Here is a 15,795-nt window from a genome sequence, read left to right as displayed (position 1 = left end):
ATGGAAATTAGTGAAATTCAAAGTGTGTTAGATGAACTAAAAAAACGTCTAAATCACTTTAGGGGGTCTCTTTGACTTAGATGCGATTGATGAAAGCATCGAAATTAATGAAAACAAGATGGCGCAGCCTGATTTTTGGAATAACCAGGAAAAAGCGCAAAAATTAATTAGTGAAACCAACCGATTAAAGGAAAAACGTGATTCATTTTTAAAATTGCAAACTAGCTACGAAGACGAAACTACTGCGGTTGAACTTTTGCGTGAAGAACCAGATCCTGACTTGCAAAAAGAAGTTGAAGCGGATCTAGCTACGCTGCAAGAAGATTTTCATAATTATGAGTTAGACCTGCTCTTGTCGGGTAAGTATGATAGCCATAATGCTTTGATGGAAATTCACCCTGGTGCTGGCGGTACAGAAGCGATGGACTGGGGACAGATGCTTCTAAGAATGTATCAACGTTATTGTGATACAGCTGGTTTTAAATTTGAAATCAACGATTATGAGCCTGGTGAAGAAGCTGGGCTGAAGAGCGTTAGTGCGCGAATTGTAGGTAAAAATGCTTACGGAATGCTTAAATCAGAAAATGGTGTCCATCGTTTGGTTAGAATTTCGCCATTTGATGCGGCTAAAAGACGGCATACATCATTTGCTTCTGTAGAAGTGATTCCAGAAGTTGATGACAGTATTCAAATTGATATTGATCCTAAGGATTTACGGATTGATGTTTACCGCTCTAGTGGTGCTGGTGGGCAGCATATTAATAAAACTTCTAGTGCCGTTAGAATTACGCACTTACCAACAGGAATTGTGACTACGTCTCAGGCACAGCGTTCACAATTGCAAAACCGTGAAACTGCGATGAATGAATTAAGAGCAAAGCTTTTTCACTTAGAAGAAGAAAAAAAGCGTAAGCAAAAGCAGGCTCTGAAAGGCGATCAAAAGGAGATTGGCTGGGGATCACAAATTAGGTCATATGTTTTCCATCCTTACAACCTAGTGAAAGATTTGCGGACAGGTCATGAAACAGCTGACGCTCAAGGAGTAATGGACGGAAAATTGCAACCGTTTATTTATTCCTATTTACAGTGGTTGCTTAGTCAAGAGAATCCAGATTAGGTTAAAAAATGAGTTTAATGGGAATTGTAACGCTTGTTTTAGTAGCGCTAATTATTTTAAGTTTATTGTTTGTTCTATTTAAGGCATTTATTTTACTTTTACCAGTAGCTGTAATTGCGATTTTAATCATTTGGCTTATTTATCGGTTTACTGGAAGGAAAAATCAAGATAATATGCCAAGTAGTGGAAGTTATCGTGAGTGGTTTAAGGCTACTAGTACTTCTGGTCCTAGACCAAGAAAAAAAGCTAGAAATGTCACCACTAAAGATATTGATAAATAGTTAGGAGGCCTAATATGGCTGATGAAGTTAGATTAAGCAAATTGATCCAGGACAATCAGAGTATCCTTGAAGTTTACCAAGGACAGGAATATATCAAAGATGAAGAAATTTATGTTTCTGATATTTATCGCCCTGGATTAGAATTAACTGGTTATTTTGATTTTTATCCTGCGCAACGAATTCAGTTATTGGGTCGGACAGAAATTTCATATGCGGCACGCTTGGACCATGATATTAGAATGCATGTCTTTAACAAAATGTGTACTAAGGCTACACCGTGTTTTTTGATTTCTCGATCTTTGCCTGTACCGGAAGAATTAACTACGGCAGCAGAGGAACACAAAATCCCAATTTTGCGTACAAGAGAGTCAACTACCTATATATCCAGTATTTTAACTGAATACTTGCGTGCTCGTTTAGCCAAAAGAACCAGCATTCATGGTGTTTTAGTTGAAATCAAAGGGATGGGTGTGCTGTTAACTGGTGCATCTGGTGTTGGTAAGTCTGAAACTGCTTTGGGATTAGTTCAAAGAGGACACAGATTAATTGCGGATGATCGAGTAGATGCTTTTCAAAAAGACCATAATACCGTTGTGGGTGAAGCACCAAAGATCTTAAAGCACTTAATGGAGATCAGAGGAATTGGCATTATTGATGTGATGAATTTATTTGGTGCCGGTGCCGTAAAAAATAGAACGGAAATCCAACTGGTAATTAATTTGGTTAATTGGGATCCAAAAGCTAATTATGATCGCCTAGGTTTTCAAGAAAATACGCGTGAAATCTGCAATGTACCAATTCCACAGGTTAATATTCCAGTTAAGGTTGGACGCAATATTGAAATTATTATTGAAGTTGCAGCGATGAACTTCAGAGCTAAGAAGATGGGCTATGATGCAACTCAAACTTTTGATAATAATTTGACTAGTCTGATTTCAGAGCACTCAAAAGAAGATACGAATAAGGTGCCGCATAATGACTAATTTAGTAATTAATCCGGTGGCCTTTCATTTAGGGAATTTAAGTGTCAAATGGTATGGCATCATTATGGCAGTAGCCATTGTGTTAGCTTGCTGGATGGCGATTAACGAAGGAAAAAAACGTCAAATTATTCCAGATGATTTTGTCGATTTGCTATTGTGGGCAGTACCGTTAGGGTATGTTGGAGCACGTATTTATTATGTGATTTTTGAATGGGGTTATTATTCACAGCATCCCGAGCAAATTATTGCGATTTGGAATGGTGGGATTGCGATTTATGGTGGTTTAATTGCCGGCTTAATTGTGCTGTTGATTTTCTGTTATAAACGAATGCTACCTCCATTTTTAATGCTGGATATCATTGCTCCTGGAGTCATGGCAGCTCAGATTTTGGGGCGCTGGGGTAATTTTGTTAATCAAGAGGCGCACGGCGCACCAACTACTCTTCATTTTTTACAAAGCTTACACTTACCACAATTTATTATTGAGCAAATGAAAATAGGTGGGACGTATTATCAACCAACTTTTTTGTACGAATCATTTTTTAATTTGATTGGCTTAATCTTAATTCTATCCTTGCGTCATAAAAAACATCTCTTCAAGCAGGGAGAAGTTTTCATGACCTATCTTCTTTGGTATAGTGTAGTAAGGTTCTTCGTTGAAGGAATGAGGACAGATAGTCTGTATATTTTTGGTATAATACGAGTATCACAGGCATTAAGTTTAATCCTCTTTATTGCTACAATTATTTTATGGATTTATCGGCGGAAAGTCGTTAAGCCAAAATGGTATTTGGATGGTAGTGGATTAAAATACCCGTATTCAAGAGATTAGAATTAATAAAAGATTTTAATTAGAAAGTTTGAGAGAAAAAATGATAAAGATTGCAGTTTTAGGTAATGGTTCATGGGGTTCAGTATTGGGTTCAATGTTAGCCGATAATGGTAACGATGTAACTCTTTACGGTAACATTGATAGTGTTAATGAAGAAATTAACGCTCACCACACCAATAGCCATTATATGAAGGATTGGAAATTAAATGAGAATACCAAGGCTACTGGTGATTTGGAAGCAGCTCTTGATGGGGCAGAACTTGTTTTATTTGTTTTGCCAACTAAGGCAGTTAGAATCGTTGCTAAAAACGTACGCAAGGTTTTAGATAAGACGGGTGCTAAGCCACTGTTAGTTACTGCAACTAAAGGGATTGAACCAGGCAGTAAGAAGCTTATTTCTGAAATTTTAACTGAAGAAATTTATCCAGATGATGAAGATAAGATTGTTGCAATTTCAGGTCCTAGTCACGCAGAAAATGTTGCTCAAAAAGATTTAACCGCGATTGCATGTGCATCAACTAATGAAGAAAATGCTAAGCGGGTACAAGAATTGTTCTCCAATGACTACGTTCGTTTCTACACTAACGATGATTTAGTAGGTGTAGAAGTTGGTGGTGCCGTTAAGAACGTAATTGCGATTGCTGCAGGTATTTTAGTAGGCCAAGGATATGGTGATGACGCCAAAGCTGCCTTGATGACTAGAGGTTTAGCAGAAATCACTCGTTTGGGTGTGCAATACTTTGGTGCTAAGCCAATGACCTTCTCAGGCTTGTCAGGTATTGGTGACTTAATTGTAACTTGTACTTCAGTAAACTCACGTAATTGGCGTGCTGGTAAACAAATCGGCGAAGGCAAGACTTTAGATTACGTTTTGAAAAATATGGGACAAGTTGTCGAAGGCGCTACTACTGTTAAAGCTGTTCACGAATTATGTGAAGAAAAGGGCATTGATATGCCAATTTCAGAGGCAATCTACCGTGTTCTTTATGAAGATGCTGATGTTGATACAGAAATTAAGAAAATGATGGGTAGAGAACCAAAGCCTGAAATTCGTTTATAAAAGATAAGCAAAATAGTTGGCAAGAAGGTAAATCTATTGTATTATTTACTTATCAAAAGTAAGTAGAAAGAAGGATAGATTATGGCTGATAAATACGACGTAATTATTATTGGTGCAGGTCCTGGTGGAATGACTGCTGGCTTATATGCTGCGCGTGCTAACTTAAAGATTCTTGTTCTTGATCGCGGTCCCTATGGCGGTCAAATGAACAATACTGATGCTATCGACAATTATCCTGGTTTTTCTGAAATCAAAGGTCCAGAACTTAGTCAAAAGATGTACGACACAATGATGAAGTTTGAACCAGATTATAAGTATGGCAACGTACAAAGTGTTGAACTCGATGGCGAGGATAAGTTAGTTAAAACTGATGATGGCAATGAGTATCGTGCACCGATCGTAATTATTGCTACAGGTTCAGATCATAAGCATTTGAATGTGCCTGGAGAAGAAGAATATTCAGGCAAAGGTGTTTCATATTGTGCCGTCTGCGATGCCGCTTTCTTTAAAGATGAAGATGTAGCTGTCATCGGTGGTGGTGATTCAGCAATTGAAGAAGGAATTTATCTTTCACAATTAGCTAAGAGCGTTACAGTTATTCACCGCCGTGATCAATTGCGAGCACAACCAACTTTGCAAAAGCGTGCATTTGCAAACAAGAAGATGCATTTCATTTGGAATGCACAAACTGAAGAAATCTTAGGCGATGACATGAAAGTCACAGGGGTTAAGTACCGCGATAAGGAAACTGGTGCCGAAAAAGAAATTCCAGTTGCTGGTGTCTTTATTTACGTGGGTGTTTTACCACAAACTGAACCTTTTAAGGATCTTGGTATCTTGGATGACCATGGTTGGATTGTAACTGATGATCATATGGAAACTAAGGTGCCTGGTATCTTTGCTTTAGGTGATGTTCGTCAAAAAGATTTACGCCAAATTGCTAATGCAGTTGGTGAAGGTAGTGTAGCTGGTCAAGCTGCATATAATTACTACCAAGACTTACAAGACAAGAAAAATTAAATTTATTCGTTTTTTCATTAAGACATGTTCGTATTGGACATGTCTTTTTTTGTCTAAAGCTTAAATTAATGACTAATAAGTTCTATAATTAATAGCAGATAATAGAAAATCGTTAATAATTTGAAAGCGCTTTAGAAATCCGGAGACTGTAAAATAGTTTGTGTAAGGATGAATGATTCCTTAAATTTATTTCTTTAAACATTAGAAAAAGGAGTTCCTTTCTCGTATGATTGGTTTGAACAAAAAAACACATACAGAAAGAAGAACTCCTTCATGAATGATTTTACCAAAGATTTTGCTCAAGCTCTATTCAATCCAGACAAAATAAATGATTTATTGCGCAAAGAGCTACAACAGGCTGTTAATAACTTGCTAGAAGCTGAGTTGACTGCCTTTCTAGGCTATGATCCCTATGCCAGAAATGGCTGGAATACTGGCAATTCTAGAAATGGTGCTTATTTCCGCAAGGTTGATACCCAGTTTGGACCAATTGAAGTGCAAGTGCCTCGAGACCGCAACGGTCAGTTTCATCAGCACACGCTGCCTGACTACAAGCAGCACTCTGATGTTTTGGAAAGCACGATTATCAAGCTATACTCCAAAGGCGTAACTACCAGAGAAATCGCTGACTTGATTGAGAAAATGTATGGCAGTCATTATAGTCCAGCTCAAGTATCAAATATTTCCAAGCAGATGCTCCCCAAGATTGAGGCTTATCACAAGCGCAAGCTAAGCGACAAGTTTTTCTGTGTCTATTTGGATGCGACATACCTTCCTTTGCGCCGAGAAACGTTTGAGCGTGAAGCAGTATATATTGCCATTGGCATTAAACCTAATGGACATAAGGAAGTCATTGACTACTGCATTGCTCCTAGTGAGAACATTGAAGTTTGGACAGAGATGCTTCAAAACATGAAGTCCAGAGGCTTGAAGCAAGTTGAGCTTTTTCTTTCTGATGGTGTTGTTGGCATGAAAACAGCCTTGGCCAGGACTTATCCTAAAGCTCATTTTCAACGCTGCCTGGTTCATGTCATGCGCAATATCTGCGCTAAAGTACGCGTCGACGATCGTGAAAAGATCATGAACGAATTCAAGCAGATACATCAACAGACAAGCAAAAAAGAAGCTGCAGCTGTCTTGCACAAATTCTATGCCAAATGGAATAAAGCTTATAGCCATGTCATCAAAGGTTTGAAGGAAATTGAGCCCGATCTGCTAGTCTTCTACAATTATCCCAAACAAATCAGAGCTTCAATTTATTCAACCAATATGATTGAATCCTTTAACAACGTCATCAAGCGTAAAGCTAAGCCTAAGGCAGAATTTCCAACTGAACAGTCGCTTGATGCATTTATTGGCATCCAGGCAATGAGCTACAATGACCGTTATTTCAATCGAATTCATAAAGGCTTTGGTCAGGTTCAGGACACCTTAGAATCCTACTTTGATTAAATAAATAATTAAAAAATCAATTTACGAGAAAGATCTATTTACACAAAAGATTTGACAGTTTCGAAATCCGATTTTTAATGAATAGAGGACATTGATGGACGCTAAAGAAATTTATACAGAATGGCAAAAAGCTACTAATTTACCAGATTATTTAAAAGATCAATTAAATACTTTGGGCAAGGATGAAAAATGGATCGAAGATGCCTTTGGACAGGATATTAATTTTGGTACTGCGGGGATGCGTGGTCGTCTTGAACCCGGTACCAACCGGATTAACTTGTTTACTGTAGGTCGAGTAACTGAAGGCTTAGCTCGTTTAATTGAAGAAAATGGTGCTGATGCTAAAAAGCGTGGGGTAGCTATTTCCTTTGATTCAAGATATCACTCAAGAGAGTTTGCAGAACATGCTGCCAGAGTTTTAGGTGCACACGGAATTCATGTTTACTTATTTGATGATTTAAGACCGACACCAGAACTTTCATATGCAGTACGTCATTTGCATACTTTCGCTGGAATTAATATCACTGCTTCACACAATGCTAAGCAATACAATGGCTATAAAGTTTACGGTGAAGATGGTGCACAAATGGCACCAGATAATGCAGATCGACTTTTTGCTTATGCTCAAAAAGTAACTGATATTTTTGCTGTCAAGGCTGCACCAGTAAAAGAATTGCGTGCTAATGGCACCTTGCAGTTAATAGGTGAAGATGTTGATGAAGATTACTTGAATGAATTGAAGCAAGTAACTGTTGATCCAGAGATGGTTAAGGCCAACGCTGACAAGTTAAAGATCATTTATACTCCACTTCATGGTACAGGCAAGATGCTTTATGATCGTGCTTTCAGACAAGGCGGCTTTGATAATGTGATTCCTGTGCCAAGTCAATCAATCATTGATCCAGAATTTCCAACCACAATTAAGCCTAATCCAGAATACCGTGATGTTTTTGAACCTGGTTTTAAGTTGGCAAATAAGGTAAATGCTAATGTCATTATTGCTACTGACCCGGATGCTGATAGAATGGGTGCAGCAGTTAGAAAAACTGATGGTGATTTCCAAGTTTTGACTGGTAACCAAATTGCTACTTTGATGGCTTACTACCTATTGGCTCATATGAAGGAAAATGGTCAATTAACCCCTGATTATGAGATCGTTACTTCAGTTGTTTCTAGTGCTTTGCCATTTAAGATTGCAGAGGACTTTGGTATTAAGACTAAGCATGTTTTGACGGGCTTTAAGTACATTGGTGAAGAAGTTGACCGGATGAATAAAGCTGGTGATGCTAAGTTCTTGATGGGCTTTGAAGAAAGCTATGGCTATTTGTTTAAACCATTTGCTCGTGATAAGGATGCCATGCAGGGTGCATTGATGTTTGCCGAAGTTGCTTCATACTATGCTTCACGTGGGATGACTGTCTTTGATGGTTTGCAAGAAATTTGGCAAAAGTATGGCGTTGCTTATGAAATTACCCGTGCAATTGAAATGCCAGGTATTGGTGGTCAAAAGAAGATGGCCGAATTAATGAGCAAGTTGCGTAATGAGCACTTAACCGAAATCGGCGGTAGTAAAGTGCTTAAGATTCAAGATTTCTTGCAAAAAGAAACTATTGAAAATGGTAAGAAGACACCATTAGAAGGGTTCCCAGAATCTAATGTGTTGAAGTACTTCTTAGATGATGAAACCTGGGTAGCACTTCGCCCATCAGGTACTGAACCAGTAATTAAGGCCTATGTTGGTGTAAACAAAAAAGACATTGCTACTGCAGAAAAGGCAGCTGAAGATTATCAAAAGGCTTTAGCAGATTTACTTAAATAATTAAGCATTTTTCGTGCGAAAGCACGTTCGCGGTAGTAAAATATAGATACTAATTAAAAAGTTGGACTATGCTTGTCCAACTTTTTTCTTGAGGAGTTTTTTATGATTAAACGACAAAAAAATCGCAAATTTGAATTAGTATCAAAGTTTAAACCAGCCGGTGATCAAGAGCAAGCTATTGATAAACTGACTGCTGGATTTAAAAAAGGATATAAAGAACAGATTCTGGAAGGTGCAACTGGTACTGGGAAAACTTTCACCATGGCCAATATTATTGCTAAGCTGAATAAGCCTACATTAGTTATTACGCATAATAAGACCTTGGTAGGGCAGCTATATGGTGAGTTTAAAAGTTTCTTTCCTAATAATGCAGTTGAATATTTTGTTTCATACTATGATTATTATCAGCCAGAAGCTTACGTTCCACAATCAGACACTTATATTGAAAAGGATTCGGCAATCAATGATGAAATTGATCAGTTGCGGCATGCTACTACCTCAGCTTTAATGGAGCGTAATGACGTAGTAGTTGTTGCTTCGGTTTCTTGTATCTATGGTTTGGGTGATCCTAAAGAGTATGCGCGCAGTGTCTTGATGATCCATGAAGGCGAAGAATATGACCGTAATACCTTGTTGCGTGATTTGGTAAATATTCAATATGATCGTAATGATATTGACTTTCAACGCGGTCGTTTTCGGGTCCGCGGGGATGTAGTTGAGGTCTTTCCAGCCGGCAATTCTAATCATGCTTATCGAATTGAATTCTTTGGTGATGAAATTGATCGCATTGTTGAAGTTGATTCGTTAACCGGTGAGGTGATCGGTGAGCGTGAGAGTATTTCGCTTTTCCCAGCTACGCACTTTATGACCAATGACGAGCAATTGCGGCGAGCTTTGGGAGCAATTTCTAAAGAGATGAAATTGCAGGTTAAAAAGTTCGAAGGCGAAGGCAAATTGCTTGAAGCTGAAAGAATCAAGCAACGTACTACCTATGATATGGAAATGATGGGTGAAGTTGGCTATACCAACGGAATTGAAAACTATTCAAGGCATATGGAAGGACGAAAAGCAGGAGAGCCACCGTATACTTTGTTGGACTTCTTCCCAGATGATTTCTTAATTTTAATTGACGAATCACATGCTACTATGCCTGAAATTAGAGCAATGTACAATGGTGACCGTAATCGTAAGCAAACCTTGATTGACTATGGTTTCCGTTTGCCATCTGCACTTGATAACCGTCCATTAAAGCTATCCGAATTTGAAAAGCATGTTAATCAAATTTTGTATGTCTCAGCTACCCCAGGTGATTATGAACTTGAACGAACAGATCATAAGGTTGAACAAATTATTCGACCAACCGGATTGCTTGATCCCAAGATTGAAGTAAGGCCAATTGAGGGGCAAATTGATGATTTAGTTGGCGAAATTAATAAACGGATTGACCGTCATGAACGAGTCTTTGTTACTACTTTGACCAAAAAAATGGCGGAAGACTTAACCGATTATTTGAAGGACTTAGGAATTAAAGTACGTTATTTGCACTCTGATATTAAGACGCTGGAAAGAATGCAAATTTTGCGTGACTTACGGTTAGGTAAGTTCGATGTCTTAATTGGAATTAACCTGTTGCGGGAAGGAATCGATGTACCGGAAGTTTCACTGGTAGCAATTCTGGATGCAGATAAGGAAGGCTTCTTGAGAGCATATCGGCCGCTGGTTCAGACTATGGGACGGGCCGCCCGTAATGCCAATGGTGAAGTAATCATGTATGCTGATACGATTACTGATTCCATGAGAGCAGCGATTAAAGCTACCAAGCGTCGGCGTAAAATTCAGATGGAATTTAACAAGGAGCATGGCATAACGCCTAAGACAATCATTAAGCCGATTCAAGACGTAATTTCGATTACTAAACCGTCGAGTGAAAAAGAAGAAAAATCTGATAGTTTTGCAGATCTTAATTTTGATGAATTGACGGCTAAGCAAAAGAAGACAATGATTAGCAACTTGCAAGAGCAAATGCAAGAAGCAGCTAAGAAGCTTGACTTTGAAGAAGCTGCTAACTTGCGGGATGCAATTATGGAATTGCAAAAATCATCAAGAAAACCGAAGACAAGAAAAGGAAAGAATTTTAATGGCAAATGATAAGATCGTTATTCGCGGAGCACGTGAACATAATTTAAAAGACATTAATTTAACTATTCCTAAGGATAAGTTAGTAGTTATTACTGGCTTATCTGGTTCAGGTAAAAGTTCTTTAGCCTTTGATACGCTTTATGCAGAAGGGCGTAGACGTTATGTGCAATCACTTTCTAGTTATGCTAGACAGTTTTTGGGGCAAATGGATAAACCAGATGTGGATTCAATTGATGGTTTAAATCCAGCAATTTCAATTGATCAAAAAACAACGTCACATAATCCACGGTCAACAGTTGGGACCGTCACTGAGATTAATGATTATTTACGTTTGCTTTGGGCCAGAGTAGGCCATCCAATTTGTCCTAATGATGGGACGCTGATTCAACGACAATCAGTTGATCAGATGGTTGACCGAGTGATGGCTTTACCAGAAAGAACGAAAATTCAAATTTTAGCGCCAGTTATTCGTGCTAAGCGTGGAGAACACAAGGAAGTATTTAAGCGAGTACAACGTGCAGGATATGTTCGTGTAATTGTTGATGGTGAGATGCACGAAATTGGTGAGGATTTTGAATTAGCTAAGAACAAGCGCCACTCAATCGATATTGTCGTTGACCGTTTGATTGTTAAGGATAGCATTAAGTCTCGCTTATTTGATTCTGTTGAAGCTGCACTTCGTTTGTCAGATGGCTACATGAATGTTGATGTAATTGGCGGTGAAATGCTTAACTTTTCTGAGTATTATGCTTGTCCAAAGTGTGGCTTTACTGTGGGTGAAATGGAACCAAGACTGTTCTCCTTTAATGCACCATTTGGTGCCTGCCCTGATTGTGATGGGTTAGGGATGAAGTTAGCAGTAGACGAAGATTTGGTTGTTCCGGACAAAACAAAATCTTTAGCTGAAGGTGCACTGGCTCCATGGAAGACTTCCAATTACTATACTGAAATGTTGGAACAAGCTTGCACGGCATTAAAAATTCCGATGGATAAGCCTTTTAATAAACTAACTAAACGTCAACGCGACATTATTCTGCATGGCTCAACTAAGCCGGTGAAATTCCATGTAACTGGTGACTTTGGCGTTAATGATACCGTTCAACCATTTGAAGGAGTAATGGCCAATGTTGAGCGGCGTTATAAACGACCAATGTCCAAGTTTATGCGTGATGTGATGGGCAAATATATGACTGAACTTACTTGTTCAACTTGTCACGGCAAGCGTTTGAATGAAAAAGCATTAGCAGTGAAAGTCATGGGCAAGGATATCGCGGAAGCTTCGGAGCTTTCTATTGATAAAGCACTTGATTTCTTTAAGGACGTCAAATTAAGCGAGCAAGAGACTATGATTGCTAAGCCAATTTTAAAGGAAGTACGCGATCGTCTTTCATTCTTGGATAGTGTAGGATTAGATTATTTAACTCTTTCTCGATCAGCTAATACCTTGTCTGGTGGTGAAGCTCAGCGTATTCGGTTGGCAACTCAAATTGGCTCAAACTTATCGGGAGTTATGTATGTTTTGGATGAACCATCTATCGGTTTGCATCAACGCGATAATGATCGGCTGATCGCTTCTTTAAAGAGAATGCGTGATTTAGGCAATTCTTTAATTGTGGTGGAGCACGATGACGAAACAATGCGGCAAGCTGACTATTTGGTTGATATGGGACCTGGTGCCGGTGTTTACGGTGGTAAAGTTATGGCACAAGGAACTCCTAAAGAAGTAGAGCAGAATCCTGATTCTTTAACGGGGCAATATTTGTCTGGTAAAAAATTTGTGCCGGTTCCATTGAAGCGTCGTAAAGGCAATGGTAAAAAGATTACAATTACTGGAGCTCAAGAAAATAATTTAAAGAATATTAATGTTGATTTTCCGTTGGGCAAATTTATTGTGGTCAGTGGTGTCTCAGGTTCTGGTAAATCTACTTTGGTTAATATGATCTTGAAACGCGCTTTAGCCCAAAAATTAAACAATAATTCAACTAAGCCAGGTAAGTATAAGTCAATCAAGGGTTACAAGAATATTGAAAAAATCATCGATATCGATCAAAGCCCTATTGGTAGAACACCACGTAGTAATCCTGCAACTTATACTAGTGTTTTTGATGATATCAGAACCTTATTTGCTCAAACTAATGAAGCAAAATTGCGTGGTTATACTAAAGCAAGATTTTCGTTCAACGTCAAAGGTGGACGTTGTGAAGCCTGTCATGGTGATGGAATTATCAAGATTGAAATGAACTTTTTGCCTGATGTATATGTACCATGTGAGGTTTGTCACGGCACTCGTTATAATTCTGAAACATTGGAAGTAACTTATCGGGGAAAGAATATTGCTCAAGTGCTTGATATGACGATTAATGAGGCAACTAAGTTTTTCGAAAATATTCCTAAGATTCAGCGTAAACTCCAGACTATCGTTGATGTAGGTTTGGGCTATGTGAAATTAGGTCAATCCGCTACAACTTTATCTGGTGGTGAAGCTCAAAGAATGAAATTAGCTGCTGAATTGCAAAAACTTTCTACTGGTAAAAATTTCTATATTCTTGATGAACCAACTACCGGTTTGCATACCGATGATATCAAGCGTTTATTAGAAGTTTTGCAGCGGTTGGTAGATGAAGGCAATACGGTTTTAATTATTGAGCATAATCTTGATGTAATTAAAAATGCAGATTGGCTGATTGACTTAGGTCCTGAAGGAGGGGAACGTGGCGGTCAAATTGTGGCTACCGGTACGCCAGAAGAAGTAGCGAAAGTTAAAGAAAGCTATACTGGTCAGTATTTGAAACCAGTCTTAGAACGCGATACTAAACTAACAAAAGAAGCAAAAAAATAGGCTAGAAGACAATAGCCAATAGTTTTTATTAACCTTGAATAAGTGTAAAATAGTCTGCAAGGAGGAATAAAAATGGATATTTTTTCTAGTTCTAGAGATAATCGCGGCTTTGACTGGGGCGCATTTATTGCCGGTATCTTAATGGTCGTAGTTGCGTTCGTGTTATTACGTCACCCAGCTAAAGGGTTGCATGCATTTGTCTTGATTTTTGCTATTGTATCAATCGTTCAAGGTATTGTATGGTTGGCTGCTTACTCACGCTTTCGTGAATTTTTCTCACGTAGTTGGGTAGCAATTGTGTCAGGTGTATTAGATATCATTATCGGTATCTTGTTCATTTGCTCATATGATATTGGTGGTTTGACTATCGCTTACTTATTTGCAATCTGGTTCTTTGTTGATTCAGTTGTAGGTATTGCTTGGTCATGGCACTTACGTGCATTTTCAACCGGATACTTTGTATTTAACTTGATTTTGAATATTTTAAGTTTGATTATTGCCTTCTTCTTAATTATTAATCCAGTAATCGCAGCCTTAAGCTTAGTATGGTTAGTTGCATTCTGGTTATTAGTCTTTGGCATTAATGAAATTGTGGTTGCATTTATGCACCGTTAATATTTGATAAAAATTTAAGCCGAAAGGCTTCTTTTTTTTGCACAATTATGACACACCCGGTATGATATAATTTGTAAAGAGGAGGATTTTAGCATGGCTGATGAGAAAAAACAATTATTAATAGTCACAGGCATGAGCGGAGCAGGTAAAACTGTGGTCGCTCATGACTTAGAAGATATGGGCTACTTTGTAGTCGATAATCTTCCTCCAACTTTATTAGGTAGTTTTTGGGATTTAATTAATAATTCCAATGACTTTCATAAGGTAGCCGTAGTAATTGATTTACGAGTTAAGACATTTTATCGGAAACTGTCAAATCTTTTGTGTAAATAGATCTTTCTCGTAAATTGATTTTTTAATTATTTATTTAATCAAAGTAGGATTCTAAGGTGTCCTGAACCTGACCAAAGCCTTTATGAATTCGATTGAAATAACGGTCATTGTAGCTCATTGCCTGGATGCCAATAAATGCATCAAGCGACTGTTCAGTTGGAAATTCTGCCTTAGGCTTAGCTTTACGCTTGATGACGTTGTTAAAGGATTCAATCATATTGGTTGAATAAATTGAAGCTCTGATTTGTTTGGGATAATTGTAGAAGACTAGCAGATCGGGCTCAATTTCCTTCAAACCTTTGATGACATGGCTATAAGCTTTATTCCATTTGGCATAGAATTTGTGCAAGACAGCTGCAGCTTCTTTTTTGCTTGTCTGTTGATGTATCTGCTTGAATTCGTTCATGATCTTTTCACGATCGTCGACGCGTACTTTAGCGCAGATATTGCGCATGACATGAACCAGGCAGCGTTGAAAATGAGCTTTAGGATAAGTCCTGGCCAAGGCTGTTTTCATGCCAACAACACCATCAGAAAGAAAAAGCTCAACTTGCTTCAAGCCTCTGGACTTCATGTTTTGAAGCATCTCTGTCCAAACTTCAATGTTCTCACTAGGAGCAATGCAGTAGTCAATGACTTCCTTATGTCCATTAGGTTTAATGCCAATGGCAATATATACTGCTTCACGCTCAAACGTTTCTCGGCGCAAAGGAAGGTATGTCGCATCCAAATAGACACAGAAAAACTTGTCGCTTAGCTTGCGCTTGTGATAAGCCTCAATCTTGGGGAGCATCTGCTTGGAAATATTTGATACTTGAGCTGGACTATAATGACTGCCATACATTTTCTCAATCAAGTCAGCGATTTCTCTGGTAGTTACGCCTTTGGAGTATAGCTTGATAATCGTGCTTTCCAAAACATCAGAGTGCTGCTTGTAGTCAGGCAGCGTGTGCTGATGAAACTGACCGTTGCGGTCTCGAGGCACTTGCACTTCAATTGGTCCAAACTGGGTATCAACCTTGCGGAAATAAGCACCATTTCTAGAATTGCCAGTATTCCAGCCATTTCTGGCATAGGGATCATAGCCTAGAAAGGCAGTCAACTCAGCTTCTAGCAAGTTATTAACAGCCTGTTGTAGCTCTTTGCGCAATAAATCATTTATTTTGTCTGGATTGAATAGAGCTTGAGCAAAATCTTTGGTAAAATCATTCATGAAGGAGTTCTTCTTTCTGTATGTGTTTTTTTGTTCAAACCAATCATACGAGAAAGGAACTCCTTTTTCTAATGTTTAAAGAAATAAATTTA

12 protein-coding genes and 1 pseudogene are annotated in these 15,795 nt (G+C 38.4%); 12 read left to right on the top strand and 1 reads right to left on the bottom strand.

Annotated features, from left to right (window positions below; translation table 11 throughout):
• The 12 genes and pseudogenes from prfB to J6L97_RS07830 form a co-directional block, all read left to right on the top strand.
• A protein-coding gene (prfB, locus tag J6L97_RS07885) for a peptide chain release factor 2 (RefSeq protein ID WP_098034847.1) occupies window positions 1–1,117 on the top strand; the annotation gives its coding sequence in 2 pieces (ribosomal slippage) (window positions 1–72 and window positions 74–1,117; 1,116 coding nt in all).
• A gap of 8 nt (window positions 1,118–1,125) precedes the next feature.
• Entirely contained in the window at window positions 1,126–1,398 is a 273-nt protein-coding gene (locus J6L97_RS07880) for a hypothetical protein (protein ID WP_013086056.1), read from the top strand.
• A 14-nt stretch (window positions 1,399–1,412) separates the two neighbouring features.
• Window positions 1,413–2,381, top strand: a complete 969-nt coding sequence (gene hprK, locus J6L97_RS07875) for an HPr(Ser) kinase/phosphatase (RefSeq protein WP_005718642.1) — start codon at window positions 1,413–1,415, stop codon at window positions 2,379–2,381.
• A complete protein-coding gene (gene lgt, locus J6L97_RS07870) occupies window positions 2,374–3,213 on the top strand; it encodes a prolipoprotein diacylglyceryl transferase (RefSeq protein WP_013086057.1) in 840 nt (279 codons plus the stop codon). Before hprK ends, lgt begins: the two co-directional genes overlap by 8 nt.
• A 40-nt stretch (window positions 3,214–3,253) precedes the next feature.
• Entirely contained in the window at window positions 3,254–4,273 is a 1,020-nt protein-coding gene (locus tag J6L97_RS07865; protein WP_013086058.1) for an NAD(P)H-dependent glycerol-3-phosphate dehydrogenase, read from the top strand.
• 81 nt (window positions 4,274–4,354) lie between these two features.
• Window positions 4,355–5,293 carry a thioredoxin-disulfide reductase gene (gene trxB / locus J6L97_RS07860; protein ID WP_005718646.1) on the top strand — a complete coding sequence of 313 codons (939 nt, stop codon included), beginning with the start codon at window positions 4,355–4,357 and terminating at the stop codon, window positions 5,291–5,293.
• A gap of 273 nt (window positions 5,294–5,566) precedes the next feature.
• Window positions 5,567–6,745: an IS256 family transposase gene (locus J6L97_RS07855; protein ID WP_005728142.1), complete on the top strand. Its 1,179-nt coding sequence runs from the start codon at window positions 5,567–5,569 to the stop codon at window positions 6,743–6,745.
• 94 nt (window positions 6,746–6,839) lie between these two features.
• Entirely contained in the window at window positions 6,840–8,564 is a 1,725-nt protein-coding gene (locus J6L97_RS07850) for a phospho-sugar mutase (protein WP_057727008.1), read from the top strand.
• 102 nt (window positions 8,565–8,666) lie between these two features.
• Window positions 8,667–10,712: an excinuclease ABC subunit UvrB gene (gene uvrB / locus J6L97_RS07845; protein WP_005722724.1), complete on the top strand. Its 2,046-nt coding sequence runs from the start codon at window positions 8,667–8,669 to the stop codon at window positions 10,710–10,712.
• Complete coding sequence (gene uvrA, locus J6L97_RS07840; protein ID WP_005722725.1) at window positions 10,702–13,542, top strand: excinuclease ABC subunit UvrA; 2,841 nt, start codon at window positions 10,702–10,704, stop codon at window positions 13,540–13,542. Before uvrB ends, uvrA begins: the two co-directional genes overlap by 11 nt.
• Window positions 13,543–13,614: 72 nt before the next feature.
• Window positions 13,615–14,157 carry an HdeD family acid-resistance protein gene (locus tag J6L97_RS07835; protein ID WP_005722726.1) on the top strand — a complete coding sequence of 181 codons (543 nt, stop codon included), beginning with the start codon at window positions 13,615–13,617 and terminating at the stop codon, window positions 14,155–14,157.
• A 93-nt stretch (window positions 14,158–14,250) separates the two neighbouring features.
• Window positions 14,251–14,469: pseudogene (locus J6L97_RS07830) on the top strand (RNase adapter RapZ); the annotation flags it as partial.
• 55 nt (window positions 14,470–14,524) lie between these two features.
• Here the strand turns inward: J6L97_RS07830 and J6L97_RS07825 are convergent.
• On the bottom strand, window positions 14,525–15,703 hold the full coding sequence (locus tag J6L97_RS07825) for an IS256 family transposase (RefSeq protein WP_005728142.1): 1,179 nt from the start codon (window positions 15,701–15,703) through the stop codon (window positions 14,525–14,527).
• Window positions 15,704–15,795: the final 92 nt, after the last annotated feature.

Origin of the sequence: Lactobacillus crispatus, from assembly GCF_018987235.1 — a bacterium.
Lineage (GTDB): Bacteria > Bacillota > Bacilli > Lactobacillales > Lactobacillaceae > Lactobacillus > Lactobacillus crispatus.
The sequence above is the reverse complement of the archived record's forward strand: the minus strand, read 5'-3'. Positions and strand labels throughout refer to the sequence as shown.